The organism is Rufibacter ruber (assembly GCF_014138425.1).
GTDB lineage: Bacteria > Bacteroidota > Bacteroidia > Cytophagales > Hymenobacteraceae > Nibribacter > Nibribacter ruber_C.
This window is the reverse complement of record NZ_JACJIQ010000017.1, coordinates 86,637-108,765: the sequence shown is the minus strand read 5'-3', so window position 1 is coordinate 108,765 and position 22,129 is coordinate 86,637. Positions and strand designations below refer to the sequence as shown.

General features: G+C 48.7%; 19 protein-coding genes. 2 read left to right on the top strand and 17 right to left on the bottom strand.

What is annotated here, in order from left to right; all coding sequences use genetic code 11:
• Positions 1-32: 32 nt before the first annotated feature.
• Positions 33-998, top strand: coding sequence for an ADP-glyceromanno-heptose 6-epimerase (gene rfaD, locus FHS90_RS17915; protein ID WP_066837575.1), 966 nt, complete (start codon positions 33-35; stop codon positions 996-998).
• Positions 999-1,188: 190 nt separating this feature from the next.
• Positions 1,189-2,022, top strand: a complete 834-nt coding sequence (locus tag FHS90_RS17910; protein ID WP_241499074.1) for an FRG domain-containing protein — start codon at positions 1,189-1,191, stop codon at positions 2,020-2,022.
• A 170-nt stretch (positions 2,023-2,192) separates the two neighbouring features.
• Here FHS90_RS17910 and FHS90_RS17905 read toward each other — a convergent pair whose 3' ends face one another.
• The 17 genes from FHS90_RS17905 to nrfD all read right to left on the bottom strand — a co-directional run bounded on the left by FHS90_RS17905 (position 2,193) and on the right by nrfD (position 22,114).
• Entirely contained in the window at positions 2,193-5,753 is a 3,561-nt protein-coding gene (locus tag FHS90_RS17905; RefSeq protein WP_182514056.1) for a DUF8818 domain-containing protein, read from the bottom strand.
• Positions 5,750-9,445, bottom strand: coding sequence for a sensor histidine kinase (locus tag FHS90_RS17900; protein ID WP_182514055.1), 3,696 nt, complete (start codon positions 9,443-9,445; stop codon positions 5,750-5,752). The genes FHS90_RS17905 and FHS90_RS17900 overlap by 4 nt, the downstream gene beginning before the upstream one ends.
• A 182-nt stretch (positions 9,446-9,627) precedes the next feature.
• Complete coding sequence (locus tag FHS90_RS17895; RefSeq protein ID WP_241499075.1) at positions 9,628-9,945, bottom strand: DUF983 domain-containing protein; 318 nt, start codon at positions 9,943-9,945, stop codon at positions 9,628-9,630.
• A 65-nt stretch (positions 9,946-10,010) separates the two neighbouring features.
• Positions 10,011-10,256 (bottom strand): CAMCR motif-containing small membrane protein, encoded by a 246-nt coding sequence (locus tag FHS90_RS17890; RefSeq protein WP_182514054.1) that lies wholly within the window; start codon positions 10,254-10,256, stop codon positions 10,011-10,013.
• Between the two features lie 47 nt (positions 10,257-10,303).
• Positions 10,304-10,852 (bottom strand): DUF420 domain-containing protein, encoded by a 549-nt coding sequence (locus FHS90_RS17885; protein WP_066837587.1) that lies wholly within the window; start codon positions 10,850-10,852, stop codon positions 10,304-10,306.
• Positions 10,842-11,438, bottom strand: coding sequence for an SCO family protein (locus FHS90_RS17880; RefSeq protein WP_182514053.1), 597 nt, complete (start codon positions 11,436-11,438; stop codon positions 10,842-10,844). Before FHS90_RS17880 ends, FHS90_RS17885 begins: the two co-directional genes overlap by 11 nt.
• 81 nt (positions 11,439-11,519) lie before the next feature.
• Positions 11,520-11,867: a cytochrome C oxidase subunit IV family protein gene (locus FHS90_RS17875; protein WP_066837593.1), complete on the bottom strand. Its 348-nt coding sequence runs from the start codon at positions 11,865-11,867 to the stop codon at positions 11,520-11,522.
• Between the two features lie 28 nt (positions 11,868-11,895).
• A complete protein-coding gene (locus FHS90_RS17870; RefSeq protein WP_066837596.1) occupies positions 11,896-12,642 on the bottom strand; it encodes a cytochrome c oxidase subunit 3 in 747 nt (248 codons plus the stop codon).
• Between the two features lie 16 nt (positions 12,643-12,658).
• Positions 12,659-13,240 (bottom strand): cytochrome c oxidase subunit 3, encoded by a 582-nt coding sequence (locus FHS90_RS17865; protein WP_182514052.1) that lies wholly within the window; start codon positions 13,238-13,240, stop codon positions 12,659-12,661.
• Between the two features lie 12 nt (positions 13,241-13,252).
• Positions 13,253-14,149 (bottom strand): heme o synthase, encoded by an 897-nt coding sequence (cyoE, locus tag FHS90_RS17860; protein WP_246387147.1) that lies wholly within the window; start codon positions 14,147-14,149, stop codon positions 13,253-13,255.
• 8 nt (positions 14,150-14,157) lie between these two features.
• Positions 14,158-15,234: a COX15/CtaA family protein gene (locus FHS90_RS17855; RefSeq protein WP_182514051.1), complete on the bottom strand. Its 1,077-nt coding sequence runs from the start codon at positions 15,232-15,234 to the stop codon at positions 14,158-14,160.
• A 3-nt stretch (positions 15,235-15,237) separates the two neighbouring features.
• Positions 15,238-17,067: a cytochrome c oxidase subunit I gene (locus tag FHS90_RS17850; protein ID WP_066837612.1), complete on the bottom strand. Its 1,830-nt coding sequence runs from the start codon at positions 17,065-17,067 to the stop codon at positions 15,238-15,240.
• Positions 17,068-17,090: 23 nt separating this feature from the next.
• Positions 17,091-18,143: a cytochrome c oxidase subunit II gene (locus FHS90_RS17845; RefSeq protein WP_074987993.1), complete on the bottom strand. Its 1,053-nt coding sequence runs from the start codon at positions 18,141-18,143 to the stop codon at positions 17,091-17,093.
• 24 nt (positions 18,144-18,167) lie between these two features.
• A complete protein-coding gene (locus FHS90_RS17840) occupies positions 18,168-19,445 on the bottom strand; it encodes a quinol:cytochrome C oxidoreductase (protein ID WP_220483103.1) in 1,278 nt (425 codons plus the stop codon).
• A 20-nt stretch (positions 19,446-19,465) separates the two neighbouring features.
• Positions 19,466-20,179: a c-type cytochrome gene (locus FHS90_RS17835; RefSeq protein ID WP_182514050.1), complete on the bottom strand. Its 714-nt coding sequence runs from the start codon at positions 20,177-20,179 to the stop codon at positions 19,466-19,468.
• Positions 20,179-20,703, bottom strand: a complete 525-nt coding sequence (locus FHS90_RS17830) for a DUF3341 domain-containing protein (protein WP_066837618.1) — start codon at positions 20,701-20,703, stop codon at positions 20,179-20,181. The genes FHS90_RS17835 and FHS90_RS17830 overlap by 1 nt, the downstream gene beginning before the upstream one ends.
• The gene (gene nrfD, locus FHS90_RS17825; protein ID WP_182514049.1) at positions 20,696-22,114 is read right to left on the bottom strand and encodes an NrfD/PsrC family molybdoenzyme membrane anchor subunit; all 1,419 of its coding nucleotides are present in this window, start codon (positions 22,112-22,114) and stop codon (positions 20,696-20,698) included. The genes FHS90_RS17830 and nrfD overlap by 8 nt, the downstream gene beginning before the upstream one ends.
• Between the last annotated feature and the right edge of the window lie 15 nt (positions 22,115-22,129).

Below are 22,129 nucleotides of genomic sequence, written 5' to 3'. Positions count from 1 at the left end.
CTAGCTTTACGCTTTGAAATAAAGACAACACCATGATAGTAGTAACCGGAGCCGCCGGCTTTATAGCGAGTTGCATGGTCACCAGACTCAACCTCGCCAACTTCAATGATATAGTAGTAGTAGACAACTTCTCCATTGCCAAGAAAATGGCCAACCTGGAGGGGAAAAAAATCAAGGAGTTTGTTGACCGAAACGACTTCTTTGACTGGCTGGACAAAAACTACGAGGAGGTGGAGTTCATCTTTCACCTGGGCGCGCGCACAGATACCTCTGAGTTCAACTACGAGGTTCTCAACCTGCTCAACCTGGACTATTCTAAAAAAGTCTGGAACGCCTGCTGCGAATACCAGATTCCGCTGGTGTACGCCTCATCTGCGGCTACTTACGGCTCTGGCACGCTGGGCTATGATGATGACGAGAACATGATTCCGTTGCTGCAGCCGCTCAACCCGTATGGCGAGTCTAAGAACGACTTTGACAAATGGGCACTGGAACAGACGGCCAAACCGTTTTTCTGGGTAGGCTTGAAGTTCTTCAATGTGTATGGCCCCAATGAGTACCACAAGGGCCGCATGGGCTCTGTGGTGATGCACGCCTTCAACTCCATCAGTGACTCTGGCCGCCTCACCTTGTTCCGGTCACATAACCCAGATTTTGAAGACGGAAAGCAGATGCGGGATTTTGTGTACGTGAAAGACGTGGTTGAAGTGATGTACTGGCTCATGCACCACCGCAAAAACTCAGGCATCTACAACCTGGGCAGCGGGGAGGCGCGTACGTTCCTGGACCTGGCCTTCAATACGTTTTCGGCCATGGGCCGGGAAATCAACGTTGATTTCAAAGACACCCCGGAGGATATCAGAGACAAGTACCAGTATTTTACCCAGGCCAACATGAACAAGCTGCGGTCTATTGGGTATGACCAGCCTTTTCATACGCTGGAGCAAGGGGTGCAGGACTACGTTCAGAACTACCTCACCTCAAACGCTTACTATTAGACCTATCAGCTGCGCGCCTACTATGGGTAGGCGCGCAGCTGTTTTAGGGCTGTTTTTGTAAAAACAGCCCTAAAACGGCAATGTGTTTGGAGAAGGCAAAGCTGGCGGTAGCTGCTCGTATAACTACTGATTTTTCTTCTGCCCCGGGGTTTGGTTTAACAAGACGCCCATTAATTTCCGTAGAAAGGCCATGACCTCAGAGACCACTCCCACTACATCCCCCTACCTGGAAATGCCCAATGATGTACGGGTAGAGTCTTGGGAAGAACTACAGCGCGAGCTCTTCCGTGATTCCTGGGATGACAAAATCAACCGGTACCGCTCCCCGTATGTGTTCCGGGGGCTATGGAATAAAAACTACGGCCTCAAGACCAGCCTCATGCGCATTGGCGGGGACTACCCCAAACTGGAGCCCCACCTGCTCCGGAATTTCAGGAAATACGCCCGTGGCACCAGCTTCACCGAGTCTGGAGAGTCTATCTGGAACTGGCTGGCCGTTGCCCAGCACCACGGCCTGCCCACCCGCCTGCTGGACTGGACGTACTCGCCGTACGTGGCGCTGCATTTTGCCACGGCAGACCTGAACAACTTTCATGAAGACGGGGTGATCTGGTGCGTGAACTACGTAAAGTCAACTGATTACCTGCCAGAGGAATTGAAGAAGGCCATTAGGCAGGAAGGCTCTAACGTATTCACCCCCGAGGTGCTGGAGCCCGTGGCCCCCACCCTCAAAAGCCTGAGCGAGTTTCAGACAGAGCCGTTTGTGATGTTTCTGGAGCCGCCGTCACTAGATGAGCGCATTGTGCACCAGTACGCCCTGTTCTCCATGATGTCAACCCCAGACGCCCTGCTCTGCCGCTGGCTCGCAGAGCAGCCTGAACTGTACTACCGGCTCATCATTCCCACTTATCTGAAATGGGAAATCCGGGACAAACTGGACCAAGCCAACATTACCGAGCGCGTGCTGTTTCCTGGGTTAACCGGCATCAGTGCATGGCTGAGACGGCATTATACCACCACGTAATTCATTAAGAATTGGGAGTTAAAAATTGAAAATTAGTTTCTGTTTTTGGCCTGTTTTCAAGAAAACAGGCCAAAAACAGAAGGAAGCATGCGGTCAGGGAAAACTAATTCCTAATTCCTAATTCCTAATTCCTAATTCCTAATTCCTAATTCCTAATTCCTAATTCCTAATTAAAAAAGCACTGATACCTGCATTCTGCCGGTGTGAATGGTTCTGACGCCTTGGGGTTTACGGCCGTCATAGTCCAGGGTGATGTTGAGGCCGTTGGTGAGGCGCTGCTGCACGGCCAGGTTCCAGGTGAGGTTGTTGCCGGGCTGGAAACCGTTAAGCATCTCAAACGCCACCGGTGAGTTAATCTGGCCGGTATAGTTAATTTTGATGTATTTCACCACGCCGGCCACTGTACGCTTGCCTACCTGGCTGAGCCGCACCTCACTGCCGAACTCATGAAACCGGGCCTCCTCCTGCGCCCCCTGCTCGTTTTCCTTGTCCATCCACTGGTAGGTGCCGGTGAACCGGATCTTTGTGTTGGGTTGGTAAGACAGCTCAGGCGTGGCCTCCCAGGACCTGATCAGGAAATTTTTGGTGGTCAGGTAATTAGAGGAGCTCTCCCGCTTAAAGCGGGTCACGTTGAGTCGGCTGGAAAAAACCTCCGTCAGGTTAACCCTGAACAGCATTTGCTGGCTGCTGTTGAGGCGTACATCTGTGCCGTTGGTGAGCAGGATTTTCTGCAGGCTCTGCTGCACCGTCCACTCCACCCCGTATTTGGGGTTGCTCCGGTTAAAGTATAATGTATTGCGGTAAGAGCGGGTCAGCGAGAGCAGCGATGTATCAGCAAAATTGAGGCTGAACGGGTTGAAGCGGCTGCGCAGGTCATCATCTGTGGTGCGTTTGTCTATGGCCACAAAAGAGAGGGCAGAGAATTTGGAGGCCATGCGCTTTACCCAGCTTTCTGCGCGCTGCCACTGCCGGGGCAAACTGCTGTTGAGCCGGTAGGTGAAATTGTTGGTGTAGGCCAGCACATACTCATCTGTGGGAATGAACAACCGCACATAATTTCGCCGGTACGGCGGATCTGTGGGTTGGGCCTCAAAGAACTCATTCAGGTCCTGCTGCCCATCCTGGTTCAGGTCTTCAAAATAATGAGTTCCCTGCCCCGGCACCGTTTCCACAAACTGGTATTCGCGCTTCAGCTCCCTACCGGTGCCAATGGCGTAGCTTAACTCTGAGCGCAGGTTACGGTCAAAGAAGTCTCCCACCCAGTCAATTTTAGAAAGCACGCTGGTTTCTGGCAGGCTGTCACGGGCCTGCACATTTCTGAAGGTGAGCAGCGCGTTGATCTGGTGGTTGTTCCTGACAATGGTACTGGCGCTGAAGTTGTAGGTGTTGGCCATCTGCTTGTTGCCCAGCTCCCCGTTCTCTGGCCGCCAATCTACCCGGCGACTGTATTCGGCCCTGAATTTTACCTTTGCCGTATCTGCGCTCTGCAGAAAAAACAGGTGGTCATCAAAATAGTTGGCAGAGGCAACCAGCTGTTCATTCAGTTTAGACGTGACCCGGTTTTTATCAAAGCGGTATACGTAGCCGGGGGTGAAAAAGCGGGTAGGGTACTGCACGCCTATCTCTCCGCGCACCCATTCAGCCCTGGTATCAACCAGCTCATTGTTCATGAGAAACAGGTTGGTTCTGAGTTCCAGCCTTTTCACGGTCTGCCCTAGTTCCAACAGATGCTGGGTGCCATCTACCTCACTGGGCCGGTAGCGGCGGTTGAGCTTGTAGTTCAGATAATTTCTGGCATCCCGCACGCCCCCCACTGAGAAAGAGAGAATATGGTCTTCAATTCTGGACTGCCGGGCTGAGGTGGTGTTGGTGGGGCTGTTCCAGTCACGGTCAAACTCAATGTCACGGTAGCGGTCTATGGGCGCGAAGTTAGGATCTGTGTATTCATACGCCAGCGCACTCTGCAGTTTGTACGGCCCCAGAAATTTTATAGTGCGGTCACCTACCTGATAGCCCACTCTGAGGGCTTTGCCCTGGTCATCTTCAGAATCCTGTTTTGAGAAGCGGTTCAGATCATTCCTGGAGCCCGCTACTTCCAGAAAAACTTCTGCTTTGGGGTCTACAGACCAGATCCCGCCCAGGGTCATCATCTGCTTCTGAATGGGCGTGGGCAGAATACGCACCGGCTCATACCGCCCCTGCGGCACCCCGTTCACCGGCTCCACCCATTGGTACACGCGTCCGTTCACGGTAGTGTTCAGCAGGTTGTAATTGCCCTGCCCAGCCCCTACCTCAGTAAAACTAACGGCATACAGAGTTACCGTTGAGTCTGTGGTGTACTCATAGATATTGAAACTGCCGCTGGCGGTCTGCACCTCTTTTAGCTGGTAGAGCACCTGGTTACGGCTGTATTTCACCTGCTCTGCCCCAGAGGAGACCGCCTGCTGCAGGTCATCCCCAATCTGAGTGAGCAGCCGCTTCTGGTCATTGTTCAGGTTCAGCAGCAGCGGGCTGTTCTGGTTGTCTGCCTCATTGTAGAAGTTACCGTACACCTTGAACCTGCCCATGTTCTGGTAATGGTTGGCGTGCAGCACGGTGCGGGTGTAATTCTGGTCAGAATATTCAAAATCAACCCTGATGCGGGAGTTGCGCGTGATGATCCACTTTGGGGTAAAGGTAATCTCAGCCTGGTTGTAGTCAATTACATAGTCATAGTCAAAGCCGCGCGTGAGCAGTTTCCCGTCCAGGTAAACCCGTTCTGAGTTGGCCAGGACAATGATAAACCGTTCCCCGTTGGGCCCGCGCAGACGGTACGGCCCCTGCACACTTTCAAGGGGCGTGATGATCTCTGAGGCGAATTTACCCTTGGCCACTGACGCCGCCACCGCCGTAGAGCTCTCCCAACCTTTCTTGCCCCGGTTCACCTCCAGGGCCCCTCCCTGTACGTTTTTGTAAAACCTCAGAAAATGGGATACCGGGCGGTTTCTCAGGACCACATCACCACCGGTCAACGTCCAGAGCCGGTGCTGCAGCGTGATGAAAACCCGGTCAAACTCCTGTAGCTGCTGGGTATTGCCTTCGGGCTGAAAGGGAATGTTCTGGTCAGTGATAGAGGCGGTGATGTCAATCTCCTCAGTCAGTTTGCCTTCCAGCTGCAGGTTCAGGGCAGAATTCACAAATACGTTCTGCGTGTTCCCCACTGATACGCCGCGGGAGATACTACCCGTTTTGTTCAGACCCGGTGTTTTGAACAGCTCCTCCCGGGCCGCCTGCGGCTCAAACACATTCTGCCGCTCAAACTCTGCTGAATCCAGCAGTCTGACGTCCCGTTTAAATTTTACCGCCGCCAGGTTCACCGGCAGCACCCGGTAGCAAATCAACACAGAGTCTGTTTTTGACCTGTTTTCAGGAAAACGGGCCAAAAACGCCCCTTCTCCCCGGGCAATAAGCGAATCTGGGAAAAGCCTGGGGGTGACGGCAGGCGGGGGCAGATGCATGAACTGGAACAGGCCGGAGGCCGGGTCATAGAGAAAAGACATAGGCCGAAGCACCTGCCGGCTATCAAAAAACTGCAGGCTTTCCTCGGCAATAGTCAAGGAGTCCAGCTGAAAGGCCCCCTCCTGCAGCAGTACCCACTTGCACCGCTGGTTAGAAAGTGTCTGCCCTTGCGTGGAGGAAGCTACTGCCAGGCTTAGCAGCAGCAACAGCACAATTCCCCACCCGTACCTCATGGCTGCACCACCGGCAGTTTCAGGAAGAATGTGGTCCCCACATTCTCCTCGGTCTCAAACCAGATAGAACCGCCAATGGCTTCTACCCCTTTCCTCACCACTGCCAGCCCTATGCCTGAACCGGAGTACTTGGTACTGAAATTAGGTACAAAAATCTTAGGCTGCACCTCCGGTGGAATACCAGAGCCGTTGTCCTGTACCGCCACCAGCACCCAGTGCGGCTCTGAGGGCTGCACCCGCACCTGAATTTCTGGCCTGCGGGAAGAAGGTACCGCCTGCAGCGCGTTCAACAGTAAATTGTTGAAGATCCTGATGAGCTGGTTTTCATCTGCTTTTACCAGAATAGTTGCAGGCGGCATCTCCAGCTGCACCCGGTGCTGCTGGGGGTTAAGGTGCAGGTCTGCGGCCCTCTTTACCAGGTCATTCAGTTCCAGCACCTCCAGTTTGAGGTCTGGCATAGAGGTAAAGTTGGAGAATGAGGTGGCAATATCGCCCAGAACATCAATCTGGGTGATCATGGTCTTGGAAATTTTCTCCACCAGCTCCTCCATGTTGCTGCGGCCCTCCTGCATGGCCTTTCTCAGGTACTGCAATGAAAGCTTCATGGGCGTGAGCGGGTTCTTTATCTCATGGGCCACCTGCCGGGCCATCTCTTTCCAGGCGGCCTCTTTCTCCCGCAGCGCCAGTTCCTGCTTGCTTTCTTCCAGCTTCTGCAGCATCTGGTTGTACTCCCGCACCAGCAACCCAATCTCATCTGATGACTCATACACCAGTTTCTCATTCTGGCCGGTGAGGGTGGTGCGCTTCAGGCGGTCAGTGAGTAGTTTCAGGGGCACCGTCAGGGCGCGGGTGGCGGCATAACTGACCAGCACAAACACCAGGAACAAGACGGTGAAAATGTTCAGGATGGTGGTAATGAGCTGGATGAGCTTCGCATTAAGCTCTTTCTCTGCGTCAAAAAACGGTATTCCCAGATACCCCTGGGGGCTTTCAGTGGGGCTGTTGCGCAAGGGCACATAGATGGCGCTGTAAGGCAGGCTGCCGGCTTTCTCTTGCAGCAGCACCCGGTTGAGTCCCTGCTCTTTCAAGACACTGATGGCTTGCGGGTTGAGGCGGGTGGAGATTACCCCGGCCTCAAACAGAGCTGGCTGGCTGGAGATTCTCAACTGCCCCTGGGCGTCATAAAAATTCAATTCAGACTGCGCCAGGGCGGCCAACCGGCTAACCCTTCGGCTCAAAGAATCTGGCCTGCTTTTGAACAGCGTATGCCCCCAGTTGCTGGTTTGGATGTTCTGCCGCACAAATTCCCCCTGCTCCAGGTAGCTGCGCACCATGTCTTGCCGGTATGAATCTGTCACCAGACTCCCAATGGTCAAACTTACTATCACCAAGGGCACCAGAATGCCCAGGTTCAGGAACAGCTGAATTTTTGTTCCGAAGGTAGAGGCAATCACCTGCACCAGCCGCCCACGGTACAAGATCACCACGGCCAGCAAAGCAAAGAGCACCAGGGTGTGGACCAGAAACTGAAAGGAGAAATTTGAAAGCCAGGACCGGAAACCGTAGGCCGGGGTGCTCACCACGGCCACCGTCCCGTTTCCAGAAACAGCCCCCAGGTGGTGGTAATCTGCCAACGTAAGCCCCTGGCTAAAGAGCAGCGGCACCTGAAACAGCTGGGGAGAGAAGTACCGGCTGTATTCAAAGTAGCCTTCGGTCTTGAGCCAACGACCGTTTCGCCAGAGCCCATAACTGCTCCCCGGGATAGAATTAGGCTGTGAACTCTTACGTTCTACCAGCAACTCAGGCAAGACACTGTTGGGAGCGGCTAATTTGGGGGTAACCTCCAGCACCAGGGTCATCCATTGCACCGGGTTCACCGCCATCCTGATTTCCTGCAGGTAGGTGAATTTGCCTGGCTCCGTCTCAGATTTAATCAGCAACTGCCCTTTCTGATTTGTGTTTTTTGCTTTTGGGGCCCAGTAGCGGGCGTAAGAATGCCAGTTGGTCAGGGTATCTGTAAAGGAAAGCGCCTGGCCGTTGATATCAAACAGCCGAAGTGTAATGGCGTAATTCTCCTCCAGATTCTGCAGATACTGCCTCCTTATCTTCTGGTCCAGGAAATTCAGGTTGATCCAGGGGGCCCTTAACACGTGCCGGATCATGGGGTCTTTCCCAATCTCCTCAGCGGCCTGCGCTAAAAAATACTCTGCCTCATCATCCCGGTCTTTCAAGAGCTGACTCACTACCCGCTGCTTGTCTTGCCGGTGCTGTTGGGCGTGCAGGTCATACAACGCGGCTGCGCCCAGACTGGCCCCAAGAATGTTCAACAGAAACACACTGGAATAAATACCGGCACGCCTGCCCAACTCCCTGTGTAGTTGCTCCCACCCCACCAGGGTGGCACTGGCCAGTAAAACCACCCAATTGCCACTGGGGGCATCCCGCCAAAAAGCCCACACCAGGGCCATGGCCAGAACGGTCACCCATGAAAAGGCAAAAGCGCGCTTGCCGCCAGGACTGAAGGGCAACCAGTTCAACAACAGGCGCAGCACCCAGCTTAGGGCTAAGGTATGCATCACCATGACCAGAAAGATCATGGTCTTTTCTAAGCTGAAGGAGACACTTTTTGAAATATCTAGGGTAGGCTGGGTATTGATCCCAATGCTGCTATAGGTTTCATACCAGCTAATAATGACCAGGGTGATCAGAGTGCCCAGGCCAATACTTGCCCAAATCTGTTTTTGACCTGTTTTTTGAAAATCAGGCTGAAAACGGATGGCCCGGCAAAACCAATACACCTGCATGGCAATGGCCAACAGGCAGAGCTCGTTTAACAGAAGATCCCCCAAAGAGGGCGACCACCAGCCGGCGGCATATACCCGGGGGCTGAAGAGGTTCATCTCCAGCACGCTGTTGGGGAAATTAAACAGGAGCATTGTTCCCCGGAGGGCAATTACCCCAATGATAGAACTCCACAGGGACCACATGAGATGCCCTTCCTGCTTCCATCTTCTTCGCAGGGTCAGCAGGAAGAGCAGGGCCATCAGCAAGGCCAGCGCATACAAGGCAAAGGTCCACTTACTGGCGTGCAGCCAATCTGCCGGGTCCATGACAATGATGGAGAACAGGTAATTCCCTTGTGCATCTACCACTGGCACGGCATTTTTAGACCGCTCAGCCTGCAGAGAGGCGGCATGGTCTTCAAAGATTACCGGGTTTAGCCCGTTGTGGAGAAAGGTATTGCTAATCCCGTACTTGATTTCCAGGGGAATTACTGCCACCAGGGTATAGGTGCCAGAAGGACGGTAAGTCACGGTGAGAAAACGCCCGAAACGGTTTGCCTGCATTTCCACCTCGCGCCGCAGGTTTATGAGATCAAGCTCTGGCCGCAGGGTATGGTCAGACCAGAAGACAAGTTTGTTTTTCTGGAAGATAAAAACTGGCAAACTGGCTTTCACCAGGTTTTTGGAAAAAAAACCAGTCTCTACCGGCAGGGCACTGGCTAATTGGGTGAGCTCCTGCCTGGCCTGTTCCACGTGGTTCTGCACCCGTTCCCGCACCTCTCTGGCCATTTCCCGCTCAGGTGCCTCTAACAGCTCCCGCTGCACACTTACCTGCAGAAGAAGACCCACCGCGCCAAACAGCACCGCAGCAAACAAGAAGAAAAAAGGAATATTACGAGTAAACTTCAAGGCCGCCTTTTTTTCCGAATTTAGCCATATTACGGGCAAAATGCTCAGAAGTCACCCGCAAAACAGAATTAAGCTGCAGCAGCTTTCTGTTTTTTGCCTGTTTTTAAGAAAACAGGCCAAAAACGCAAATCAGGAAAAGCTCTGCGCAAGCCCTGGTGTGACCGTTACATTTAAACGAAGGCTTATCGTTTATATTTGGGGTCAAAGGAGACGCTCCCGAATAAATAAAGCATTAACACGCGGGCATACCGGAAAAGCACAGGCGTTAGCAAAATCACGGTACCGGCTACAGCCGTCAAATAAACCCAGGTAGGCGGGTCATTGGCCAGAAAATAAAGGCTCACTCCTACTATCAGCACAATCAGCACAGAAAGGCCATAGCTCATATACATGGCTCCCCAATAAAAGCCCAGTTCAATCTCATACCTGAAGCCACAAAACGGGCATTTTTCAGGCATCTGGTCAAACTTTTTAAGGTTCAGGGCAGAATGCGTAAACATTTCACCTTGGTGACATCTGGGGCAACGCATTGCCAAGCCGGCCTTCACATGCTCCCCGGCACCCATTATTTCTTTTTGCTGTAACGGTACCAAAAGAAGCCTACGCACCCAATCAACACGTACGGCACAGCCATTAAATACAGGATCCCTTTGTTCAGCCCGTTCGCAATTGTGTCTGTGGGACCGCCGCTAGATGACTCAACTGAGGCCCGGCACATTGCGCACTGCGCCTCTGCCGGGATTACACTTAGCAACAGGGCCATCACCACCACTACGCCTGTTAAATAATAGATATAGTTTCTGTTCATCATCGCTTCCCTTTAATCTTTCTCAATAACACGAGCGGCCATCAGAAGTTTCACACATAATAAGGTGAAATCATCAAATATACCAGCACACCGGTTACAGCCACATATAACCATAACGGAAAGGTCCAGCGGGAAACCTTCCTATGCCTGGCGTTCTGTTCAGATAACGCAAAATACACTGACAGTAGTACCAATGGCACAATGACGGCAGCCAGAACAATATGGGTAATCAGAATGAAATAGTAAATGCCTTTGATAAGCCCTTCTCCGCCGTAAGGCGTAGGAGCAGCCTGATAGTGATAGGTTACATAAGAGATTAAAAAGAAAGCAGAAAGCACAAAAGCTGTGGTCATAGCAAACCGGTGATACCTTCTGTTCCCTTTCTTAATATACCGGTACCCCACTACCAGTGAAATAGCCGTTAAAGAATTGAGGACCGCATGCAGTTTAGGAAGGAAGGACACATCCAGATCTCCTAACTTGCCTGTCTGTGGCATAAAAAGCAAAAATGCCACCAGCAACGGCACCACTACTGAAAGAATGGCAATCAGGATCAAGTACCGGGAATCGTTTGGGTGTTGAATGGTTTTATTTTCCATGGTCTGTTTCGTACTCTGAAAGGAGCACGTTAATTTCTGTAATCAATCTGTCAATTTCCTTGGCGCTGGTTCCATCATAAATGCCGCGTATCCGCTTTTGCTTGTCAACCAGCATTAACTGTTTGTGCAGTTCCAGTTCAGCACTGTCTCCCGCCGCAGCTACAACTGGCAGCTTAAACCCTTGAGCAGCTAAGGCCTGGATTTGGGGTTTAGGCCCTGTGAGAAAAATCCACCGGGAGGGGTCTGCCCTAAAGCTGTCACTGTATTCTTTCAGTTGCGGGACCAGGTCTTGCTCAGGATTTACGGTGAAAGAAACAAGCCTTACATCTGGTTGAAACCGAAATGCATCATGCACACGCGCCAGCTGGGTGCTGACCTGTTTACAGATACCCTGGCAGGAAGTATAGAAGAAATTGGCAACAAACACTTTGCCCTGAAGTTCTTTTTGGGAGAAAGAGGCGCCCGTCTGGGAAGTGAAGGAGAAGGGGGGAACTTTGTGGTAGAGGGTGTCAAACTGCCACTGACCTTGCACCAAAGTTGAATCTACCGTTGCCGGAAAATAAGTTCGGAGTGAATATCTATTCACTCCGAACATCTTAAGGAATAAAAAGGCCAATACCGGTACCAATAGAACAGCACCAAGTATCAGGGCTTTTTTTGGACTCATTTATTTGAAGTAATTGTACACTGAATCTCCGTAGAAAGTGCCTTCTACCAAAAGAGCCACCAGTAACCAGCATAAAAGAATGGTTGGTACCAGAATAGCCCAGATTAAGCCTTTAGTCTCATGCTTCAAGTGCATGAATTCCCCAACAATGTAAAACGCCTTCAGGATAGTTAAGCCAATAAAGATGGCATTACGCAACGTACCTGCTTCCATCATGAACGCGAAGGCAAATTCAATTGCAGTAATGACGCAAAGGATGACAAAGGTCTTCCAGATAGCTTTGGTCTGTGCTTTAGGAATGTCTCCTACATGACCATGATCTTCATTATGATGAGAATGTGCTGCCATATCTAGTCAAATTATCAAGTCAAACAAATTACACTAAGTAGAAGAAGGTAAATACAAACACCCACACCAAGTCTACAAAGTGCCAGTAAAGACCAACTTTCTCTACCATCTCATAGTGTCCTCTTCTATGGTAAACACCGTTCACAGTATTAAAGAAAATCAGGATCAACAATACTACCCCACTGAATACGTGTGTGCCGTGGAAACCAGTAATGAAGAAAAACAAGTCAGCAAACAATGGGGGCCCGTACTGGTTCACAATAAGGTTGGCTCCATAAATCACACTTCCATCTGCCAGTTTCATACCCTCATCTGTTCCGGCAATAAAGTGGCTCCACTCCCACGCCTGGCAACCAAGGAACATAGAACCAAACAAGATGGTCCACAACAACCATTTCTGCACATCATTCTTGTCCATACGGTGACCTGCCTCAACCGCTAACACCATGGTAACAGAAGAAAGGATCAGGATCATGGTCATTAGGGCCACAAACGCTAAGGGCCAGTCTACCCCATGGAAAAAAGGAAACGCGTTGAAAACTTTTTCAGGGATTGGCCACCATTCTGTAGAGAAAGTGAACGCCTCTGGCGTACCTTCATAGGCATGGTGCCGATGGCGAGCAAGCCCGTAAGTAGTCAAAAAAGCACCAAAGGTAAAGGCATCTGACAAGAGGAAAAACCACATCATCAGTTTCCCATAACTCGCCTTAAAGGGCTCGTTACCTCCATCCCAAGTGCCGGTTTTAGGCTGCTCAAATGTTGTTGTTTGCGACATATGTGTTAGAGAATTATTAATGGTTCAACGTTAGAAAAATATACAGGTAGATCCACAGAGCCCCTAAAAAGTGCCAGTAGATGGTACATAGTTCAATTCGGGTAAGGTTTTTAGAGTGTACCCGGTACCTGAGCGCCGAAATTACTACAATAATTAGAAAAATTAAGCCAGTGACCAGGTGAAATGCGTGCACCCCTGTTAATACATACAGAAATGAGCCCGCAGGGTTGGAGGTACTTCCCCCAAAAAACACGTTATTACGCACCAGCTCGGCCCATCCCTCCCATTGTCCTATGAGAAAAGCGGTTCCGGCAATAAAAGTGAGGATGAGCCCCAGTCTAACATTTTTGATGTTATCTTTCTTTGCAGACACATAGGCCCATTGCATGAACACACTACTCAAAATCAAAATGATGGTATTGATCAACAAGACAGAAGGAAGGTCATACTCCAGCCAATTGCCTTCTTCCCGCCGAACAATATAGGCACTGGTAAAGGCTGCAAACATCATCAGGATGCTTACAATAAGCAACCAGAGAATGAATTTAAGCGGATTAACCCGTCTGTGTTCAGTTTGTATTTCTGTATTAGCTACCATGTTAAAACACTCTTAAAGTCTATCTACCACAAACGCAATCTGTACTATGGGCAAGTACAGGAATGACCCAAACATAATATTCATGGCCGCACGTTTAGAACAGGTATGCATGAGATAGAAAGTCTGCATTAAAAAAAGAACCCCACATACCACTGCCACAAAAGCAGACGTTTTACCGGCCATCCCAAACTGCAAAGGCAACAGCCCCAGCGGAATCAGCAGTAAAGTATAGATCATGATCTGAATAGCGGTTTTCAAGTTTTTACCACCCGCCATGGGGAGCATTTTGAAACCCGCCTTTTTATAATCATCATCTAACACCCAGGCAATAGCCCAAAAATGGGGGAATTGCCAGATAAACTGTATTCCGAACAAGATTAAAGCCTCAACCCCTACATAACCTGTTCCCGCTACCCAGCCAATCAGAGGAGGAAGCGCCCCTGGTATGGCCCCCACAAATACACAAATGGGCGAAATACGCTTTAAAGGGGTATAAAAAAATCCGTATAACAAAAGAGACAGAAAGGAGAGCATGGCAGACAGCCAGTTGAAATAAAACCCTAACAGGGCTATTCCGGCAACTCCTAACACCAGACAATACACGGTAGCTTCTGTTACTGTCAAAACACCCTTTGGCAAAGGTCTTTTTGCAGTGCGTTTCATCAGTTTATCCAGATCCTTTTCCAGAATCTGGTTAATAATATTGGCAGAACCAGTCACTAACAAACCGGCTAACATGACCAGGCAAGTATCTACCCAACGCCCATCTGGCCTTCCTAAAAGAAAACCAATGGCACTGGAAAAAGCCACCACTGAAGATAGCCTCAACTTCAATAACTGTATATAGGCAGATACTTTACTCATGGCCGTTGATGCCTGCGTACTTGATGCTATTTCTTGTACGAACATAAACTAGTTTATGCCACCAGCTGCGCTGGTTGACGTTTAGGTTTCTGAGCATAGAAGTAATACATGAGCAGCAGAAATTGAACCCCAAAGAGAGCGGTTCCTAATAAGAGATGTAGAGGCTGTACAACCGCCGGGAGCGCAAAATTAGCCAACACCACACCCAATAAAATTTCCGCCCCTATACAAGTTAAGATCCATACTGCCATCCTTTGCATTCCCCTGTGCCCTAACTGCTTCACAAAATAAAATAGCGCCACATTTAGCAATACCACCAAAATGGAGAGCGACCTGTGCACGTAGAAAGATGCTCCTAATTGGCTGATCCACGTCTCCCGCTGCTGATTGCTTAAATTGAAAGCTACTATATCCACCTGCTCCCTAACCTGTGTACCCAGAATTACCTGTACAAAAGTCAGAAGCAAAGCCCCGCCTAGCATCCATTTTAATGATCCAGATGATAGAACCGGCTGCTGATAAACTTCATGCCTTTTCGCCCTCACCACAATATAAATGAGAAGAGCCACCAAAAACAACGCCAATGCCATGTGCAGGGTCACCATTTCTGGCAAAAGGTTTGTTGACACAACCAACGATCCAAGCCAAGCCTGAAAAACAACCAGAAGTAAAGAAGCCACGGCACCCCAAAATAACTTTGGGTCATTTCTTAAAAAAGGAAATGCGGCAAGAACAGTTAAGAAGATTAAAATCCCAATGACCACTCCCACTAACCTGTTTATATATTCAATCCAGGTTTTGGTGACGTTGAATTCGGATTCTATATATTGGGAAGGATGGGCAAAAATTTCCTGAGCCACCTCAGAAAAACCTACCCTTTCCAGCACCTTCGCTATTCTTTGATTTTTCTGTATGCGTTTCTCTTTGTAGACCTCCAGATAATCAGAAGGCAGCTCGTTTAAACTAGTGGGGGGGACCCACGTTCCAAAGCACTTAGGCCAATCTGGGCAACCCATGCCAGACCCAGTACTACGGACGATCCCCCCTACTAGTATTAGAAAATAAACAGAAGCAATGGTTAAAAACCCTATATTTCTAAACCTTTTACTTCTAAAAGATTCTTTTCCCATTCGTTAAAACTCGTCTCTCTCGTGAGGCAAGTTAGAAGACTGTGTCTGTGAATAAGGCACATTTTGAGGAATAAAATCTTCAGGTGCACCCGGTTTGCTGTAGTCATAAGGCCATCTGTAAACCACTGGTAGCGGTCCAGGCCAGTTTCCATGCCCAGGGTTTACCGGTGTAGTCCACTCCAGGGTGTTTGATTTCCATGGGTTCTCCGTAGCTCTTCTTCCTCTGAATATGCTGTAAAAGAAGTTAAACAGGAAGAACAACTGTGCAAAGAAAACAGCGATAGCAGCAATGGAAATGAAGGAGTTCATATCCAGGAAGGTGCTGAAGGTATCAAATCCAGTCCAGGTATAATATCTTCTTGGGAAACCAGCAATACCCATGTAGTGCATTGGCATGAAGATCAGGTAGGCGCAGATGAAAGTAATCCAGAAGTGAACATAGCCAAGCTTCTCATCCATCATTCTACCAAACATCTTAGGGAACCAGTGGTACACCCCGGCAAACATTCCAAAGAATGCGGCACTACCCATTACCAAGTGGAAGTGAGCTACCACAAAGTAGGTATCATGCAACTGGATATCCAGTGCCGAGTTACCTAAAATGATACCAGTTACTCCACCAGAAATAAACAGTGACACAAATGCCACAGAAAACAGCATGGCTGGTGTGAAGTTGATATTCCCTCTCCAAAGCGTAGCCAACCAGTTAAACACTTTCACCGCAGAAGGAACTGCAATGATGAGGGTCAGGAACATGAACACAGATCCCAGGAATGGATTCATACCTGAAACGAACATGTGGTGAGCCCAAACAATAAAGGAAAGAACGGAAATACCCAACATAGAACCAATCATAGCACGGTAACCGAAAATTGGCTTACGGGCATTGGTAGTGATGACTTCAGATACAATCCCAAATGTTGGAAGTATTACAATGTACACTTCTGGGTGACCTAAGAACCAGAACAAGTGCTGGAACAACACTGGGCTACCTCCCGTGTGAGAAAGCGCCTGCCCCGCTACATAGATATCAGATAAAAAGAAGCTGGTTCCAAATGAACGGTCAAAAATCAGCAACAAAGCAGCGGAGAAGAGAACCGGGAACGCTAACAGACCAAGAACGGCAGTCAGGAAAAATGACCAAATAGTAAGAGGCATTTTTGACATTGACATACCGCGGGTACGCATGTTGATAACCGTAGTAATGTAGTTCACCCCACCCAGCAACTGAGATACAATGAACAGCGCCATACTAATTAACCACATTGTCATCCCTGTTCCAGAACCTGCTATGGCCTGTGGCAGAGCACTCAACGGCGGATAAACCGTCCAGCCACCACCTGCAGGGCCAGTCTCTAAGAAGAGAGAATAGAACATAATCACACTGGCTAAGAAAAAGAACCAGAAGGACAACATGTTCATGAAACCAGAGGCCATGTCACGGGCTCCTAACTGAAGAGGGATCAAGAAGTTACTAAAGGTACCGCTCAATCCTGCAGTCAATACAAAGAACACCATGATGGTACCGTGCATGGTAACTAATGCCAGGTAGAACTCCGGATTCAACTTTCCCCCCTCTACCCATTTACCTAGCAGGGGCTCTAAAAAGTTGAAAGTTGCTTCCGGAAAGCCAAGCTGCATCCGGAAAAGGCTGGATAAGGTTCCACCAATAATTGCCCAGAAAATACCTGCGAACAAAAATTGTTTGGCAATTACCTTATGGTCCTGACTAAAGACGTACTTCGTAATGAAGCTTTCATTGTGATGGTCATCATGATGATCATCGTGCTCTAGATGCACATCTTTATGTAATGAAATATCTGTACTAGACATACAATACTGTTAAGAGATTATAACTATTGTTTTGTAGCAAGACTTGCAGCACCGGCTTCTGAATTTACAGCAACTGCTGCACTGTCAGAGCCACCTCCCTGCAAGGTGGTAGCAAATGTTTTCTTTGACTGAGCCTCTACCCACTTCTTATATTCTTCAGGCTCATCAACCACAAGGATAGTTTTCATGGCAAAGTGACCACGTCCGCACACTTCAGTACAGGCCAGTTCATACTGGAAATCAGGATTACCTGTCTCTGTCTGCATTTCAGCGGTAGTCTTGGTTGGGATAAACCAGAAAGATGTAGGCATACCAGGTACAGCATCCATCTTTACTCTGAAGTGCGGAAGGAACACACTATGAATCACATCTCTTGATCTGATTTTCAATAATACCGGCGTGCCCTTAGGAACGTGGAAAGCACTTGGCTCACCCGGAAAATCATCTGCTGAATTCTGATCAGTCAAATCAATACCAAATTCATTTTCAGCAGTGATCAAAGTATGTTTAACCACACCCAATTTATTGTCTGCCCCAGGGTAGCGGGTCAACCAGTTAAACTGCTTACCCATGATCTCCACCACCACAGCATCCTGAGGGGCCGGGCTGGTAATTTTTGCCCAGGTTTTCCAACCTGAGAAAACCAGCAACGCCATTACAACCGCAGGAATAACTGTCCAGATAATTTCGATCTTGTTGTTATGCGGATAGAAATACGCGCGCTTGCCATCTTGGTGTTGGTACTTGTAGGAGTAAACAAAAAGCAGAATGTGTGTGATGACAAACACAATTCCAATAACCGCCATGGTTAACCAGAACATTTGGTCAATGTCAATTCCATGTACAGAAGCATTAGGAAGAATCATATCTTCTTTGGCATCCATAAAAGACCAAATGAAAAGCCCTCCCATCACAAAGAAGAATACCAATAGAAGAACGGCATTCACTTTGTTGCTTTTGCCAACATCACGTCTATAGCTACCCTTGAAGATAGAAGCCAGAATCTGGATTCTAAATAACAGGTAGAGCGTGACCAGTAATAGGATGATTGATAGTGCTACAGCAATCGTAATCATTATCTGTATCTTTTAAAATGAGTCTTAAACGTGATGATGAACACTTTCTTCCAGGAATGGGTGGTTCACTGGAACCAGAGAGGCTTTGGTCAGCTCTTTAGTATATCTTACCAGGAAGATTCCCAGGAAAGTCAAAGCAGTACCTATCTCTATTAATCCAAAACCACTTTCGGCACGCATAGTTCCCGGCATAATCATCATATAGAAGTCAAACCAGTGTCCAATCAAGATGGCAATACATACAATCTTCAGAACCAGCATCTGTCGCTTTGCGTCTCTGGTCATCAGAACCAGGAACGGGAAAGCAAAGTTGATAAACAGGTTGAAGAAGAAAATCCAGGTGTAATGGTTGTTATTACCTCCTAAACGCTCAATGAAATAGATGGCTTCTTCAGGAATGTTTGCATACCAGTACAGCATGAACTGGGAGAACCAGATGTACGTCCAGAAAATACTGAAACCAAACACAAATTTACCAAGGTCATGCAGGTGATTGGAAGTGACCATTTTCAGGTAGCCATTCTGCTTCAGGAAAATTACGGTCAAGGTGATGGCAGCCAATCCGGAAACCCACCAGCTGGCAAACACATACCAGCCAAACATGGTACTGAACCAGTGGGTGTCAATTGACATCACCCAATCCCAGGCAGACATGGAAGACGTTACCCCAAAGATAACCAGAAAGGTTGCTCCTAATCTAATGCTCTTATTATAATGGTTTAACCCGCCATTCAGATCTTCTGCCAATGATTCTTTTCTCAACCACTTGAAAAATAAGAACCACAACGTGAAATAGGCGATCATTCTGATAGTATAGAACGGAACGTTCAGGAAACCAGATTTACCCGCAATAATAGGGTCATATTTAGGGTTTCCCACCTCAGTGAGTGCATGATCAGTCCAGTGCATGAGGGTGTTGTGCCCTGTAAAGATGATAGGAAGGAGGAACACAAGAAGCATGATGACTCCACCAACTAACAGATAGCTGCCAAGTGCCTCAGGAACTCTCTTAATCACCACAGACCAACCTGCGTAAGCCACATATTGTATAGCCACAAATAGTATACCTACAACAGAGATTCCTGTAAAATACACATTGTTCATCCAAAGGTTGGCCATTAAACGCTGTACCCATCCAGCTCCATGCCCACCAGCTTCAGCTCCGTGGGCATCTCCATGCCCACCGCTAAAATTGGCAGCAATCACAAGACCGGCAACCAGCAGCACCAACCCTATAGCTATCATGAAGAAGAACCTGTTGGTGGTTCTTTTTGAGATACTAAGTCTTTCTTCAGTTATCATTTCAAAAATACCTTTTACGGTTAATTACTACGAATATCCTTAGTAGGATGAACAGTGGTTCCGGTCACCTCGTTGCTGTTTGCATTGGTGCTGGGGCCGTTAGGAGCGTCTTGTACGAGAGATCCGGTATCTGCTTCGGTGTCTGCCTCTACATCAACTTTCCCCTTTTGCAACTGCTGCACATACATCACTATCTTCCAGCGCTCTTCCGGGTTTACCTGCGTACCGTGAGGCATCATACGTCCGCGACCGTTTACAATCACGTGGTAGATGTGGCCAGCGGGCAACGCAGCGTAACGGCCCTGGGTATAATTGGGTACACCTTTAAACTTAGCACCCACTAACCCGTCCCCTGTTCCAGAATCACCATGGCAAGGCGAGCAGAAACGTAGGTATAACACTTTTCCTTCTTCAAGGTTTTTCTGGTTCGCCCGTAACGGATTTGACAATTCACGTCCGGCCACCTCAGCACTGTCTTTAGAAATATGGGTATAGAACCCTAGTTTACCGCGGGCAATAGTATTGGCAGCAGGTACGCGCATATTCAACCCCCCGGGGTTAATGGCGTTGTTATTTCCTTCCAGTTGTTTCAACGGCTCATATGATACCGGATAGTACATATCAGGCGCATACTCCAAGCCTGGATCCTGCGTATCTTGTCCGCAGGAAGCAAAGAGTGCAGAAGAAAGAAGAATCAAAGAGGCTTTAGCCCCAGTTCTGAAGATATTGTTCATTATTTAACTACCTCCTTCTCGTTTACTTCGATTGCCCCGTTTGAACGGAGAAGATCATTGAGTTTATTAATATCTGTTCCTTCTTTCAACTCAATGGCCATTACGTATTTGTCATCAGTTGACCGAACATCCATCACTGGCACTTTCAACGTTGGGCGGAGACCACTAATCACAAAGAATGTGATCACCATACCAAACGCCGCACAAAGTACAGTTAATTCAAAGGTAACCGGAATGAAGGCAGGAAGGGCTACGTGCGGCTTACCACCAATTATCATTGGCCAGTCAAAGCCCAGCATGTAGATCTGCATCCAAAGGGCGAAAGAGGTACCACACAAGCCGCACAAGAAGGCCACAATAGGCAGTCTTGACCGCTGAATCCCTAACACATCATCAATGCCGTGTATAGGATAGGGCGAGAATACATCATAGATTCTGGTGCCTGCCGCGCGTGTTTTCTCAATGGCGTTCAGCAGCACATCCTCGTCATCAAATACTCCGAGTATATATTTCTTACTAGTCATGTTTGTGGGTGTTAGGAGCTGTGCCATGCATAGATGCGTCAGGGTTGTGGGTGTGGCTTACCCCTCTAGACGACTTCAAAATAGATTTCACCTCTGCCATGTTCACCACTGGGAAGAATTTGGCAAACAGGAGGAATAAAGTAAAGAACAAGCCCATGGTTCCTACATAGACTCCTATGTCAATGCTCGTTGGGGAGAACATTACCCAGCTGGATGGCAGGAAGTCACGGTGCAGAGACGTTACAATGATCACGAAACGCTCAAACCACATACCAATGTTCACAAAGATGGAGATGATAAAGGTGGCGGTAAGGCTTCTGCGGATTGATCTGAACCAGAAAAGCTGAGGCGTAATTACGTTACAAGTCATCATAGACCAGTATGCCCACCAGTAAGGGCCTGTAGCCCGGTTGATAAATGCATATTGCTCATACTCCACCCCTGAATACCAGGCAATAAAGAATTCTGTGATATAAGCCACCCCTACAATTGATCCTGTTAAGGTGATTACCTTGTTCATAGACTCAACGTGCTCCAGGGTAATATAATCTTCCAGTTTGAAAGTCTTGCGGGTAATGATCATCAAGGTCAATACCATGGCAAACCCTGAGAAGATAGCTCCAGCCACAAAGTATGGAGGGAAGATGGTGGTGTGCCAACCAGGAATTACCGAAGTGGCAAAGTCCATTGATACAATGGTGTGCACTGAAAGTACCAGTGGCGTTGCCAAGCCGGCTAAGATCAATGACACTGTCTCATAACGAGACCAGTGTTTGGCAGATCCTGTCCAGTTCATGCTTAACAAAGCATACGCTCTGCGGGCAATTGGACCGGTAGCTCTGTCTCTGATGGTTGCAAAGTCTGGGATCAAACCTATGTACCAGAAAACCAGTGACACTGAGAAATAGGTACTGATGGCAAACACGTCCCAAAGAAGAGGAGAGTTAAAGTTCACCCACAGGGAGCCAAATGTGTTTGGAAGAGGCAATACCCAGTACGCCAACCAAGGTCGGCCCATGTGCAAAACAGGGAACATGGCCGCACAGATTACCGCAAAAATGGTCATCGCCTCAGCGGCGCGGTTAATAGAGGTTCTCCATTTCTGACGGAACAAAAGCAAGATGGCCGAAATCAGAGTACCGGCGTGGCCAATACCTACCCACCATACGAAGTTGGTGATATCCCAAGCCCAACCTACTGTTTTGTTGAGTCCCCATTCCCCAATCCCAAACCACAAGGTACGGTATACAGAGTAAATAAAGATTCCAAGAAATACCAAAGAAACCCCCAGGGCCACCATCCAACGGACGTTCGGCTTGGCTTCCACCTGCCGACAAACGTCCTCCGTGATGTCTGCATAAGTTTTCCCTCCGGTTACTAAGGGTTCTCTTATCGGAGATACGTGCTGCATATATCTTTCTGTGTT

What these genes read in the sequence shown, in the direction of transcription:
- FHS90_RS17865 (WP_182514052.1), bottom strand. Translation starts at nt 13,240, where the DNA reads ATGGTAGCTAATACAGAAATACAAACTGAACACAGACGGGTTAATCCG.
- FHS90_RS17875 (WP_066837593.1), bottom strand. Translation starts at nt 11,867, where the DNA reads ATGGCAGCACATTCTCATCATAATGAAGATCATGGTCATGTAGGAGAC.
- FHS90_RS17850 (WP_066837612.1), bottom strand. Translation starts at nt 17,067, where the DNA reads ATGTCTAGTACAGATATTTCATTACATAAAGATGTGCATCTAGAGCAC.
- FHS90_RS17870 (WP_066837596.1), bottom strand. Translation starts at nt 12,642, where the DNA reads ATGTCGCAAACAACAACATTTGAGCAGCCTAAAACCGGCACTTGGGAT.
- cyoE (WP_246387147.1), bottom strand. Translation starts at nt 14,149, where the DNA reads ATGTTCGTACAAGAAATAGCATCAAGTACGCAGGCATCAACGGCCATG.
- FHS90_RS17830 (WP_066837618.1), bottom strand. Translation starts at nt 20,703, where the DNA reads ATGACTAGTAAGAAATATATACTCGGAGTATTTGATGACGAGGATGTG.
- FHS90_RS17910 (WP_241499074.1), top strand. Translation starts at nt 1,189, where the DNA reads ATGACCTCAGAGACCACTCCCACTACATCCCCCTACCTGGAAATGCCC.
- FHS90_RS17855 (WP_182514051.1), bottom strand. Translation starts at nt 15,234, where the DNA reads ATGGGAAAAGAATCTTTTAGAAGTAAAAGGTTTAGAAATATAGGGTTT.
- FHS90_RS17845 (WP_074987993.1), bottom strand. Translation starts at nt 18,143, where the DNA reads ATGATTACGATTGCTGTAGCACTATCAATCATCCTATTACTGGTCACG.
- FHS90_RS17905 (WP_182514056.1), bottom strand. Translation starts at nt 5,753, where the DNA reads ATGAGGTACGGGTGGGGAATTGTGCTGTTGCTGCTGCTAAGCCTGGCA.
- nrfD (WP_182514049.1), bottom strand. Translation starts at nt 22,114, where the DNA reads ATGCAGCACGTATCTCCGATAAGAGAACCCTTAGTAACCGGAGGGAAA.
- FHS90_RS17885 (WP_066837587.1), bottom strand. Translation starts at nt 10,852, where the DNA reads ATGGAAAATAAAACCATTCAACACCCAAACGATTCCCGGTACTTGATC.
- rfaD (WP_066837575.1), top strand. Translation starts at nt 33, where the DNA reads ATGATAGTAGTAACCGGAGCCGCCGGCTTTATAGCGAGTTGCATGGTC.
- FHS90_RS17895 (WP_241499075.1), bottom strand. Translation starts at nt 9,945, where the DNA reads ATGTTTACGCATTCTGCCCTGAACCTTAAAAAGTTTGACCAGATGCCT.
- FHS90_RS17835 (WP_182514050.1), bottom strand. Translation starts at nt 20,179, where the DNA reads ATGAACAATATCTTCAGAACTGGGGCTAAAGCCTCTTTGATTCTTCTT.
- FHS90_RS17840 (WP_220483103.1), bottom strand. Translation starts at nt 19,445, where the DNA reads ATGATAACTGAAGAAAGACTTAGTATCTCAAAAAGAACCACCAACAGG.
- FHS90_RS17890 (WP_182514054.1), bottom strand. Translation starts at nt 10,256, where the DNA reads ATGATGAACAGAAACTATATCTATTATTTAACAGGCGTAGTGGTGGTG.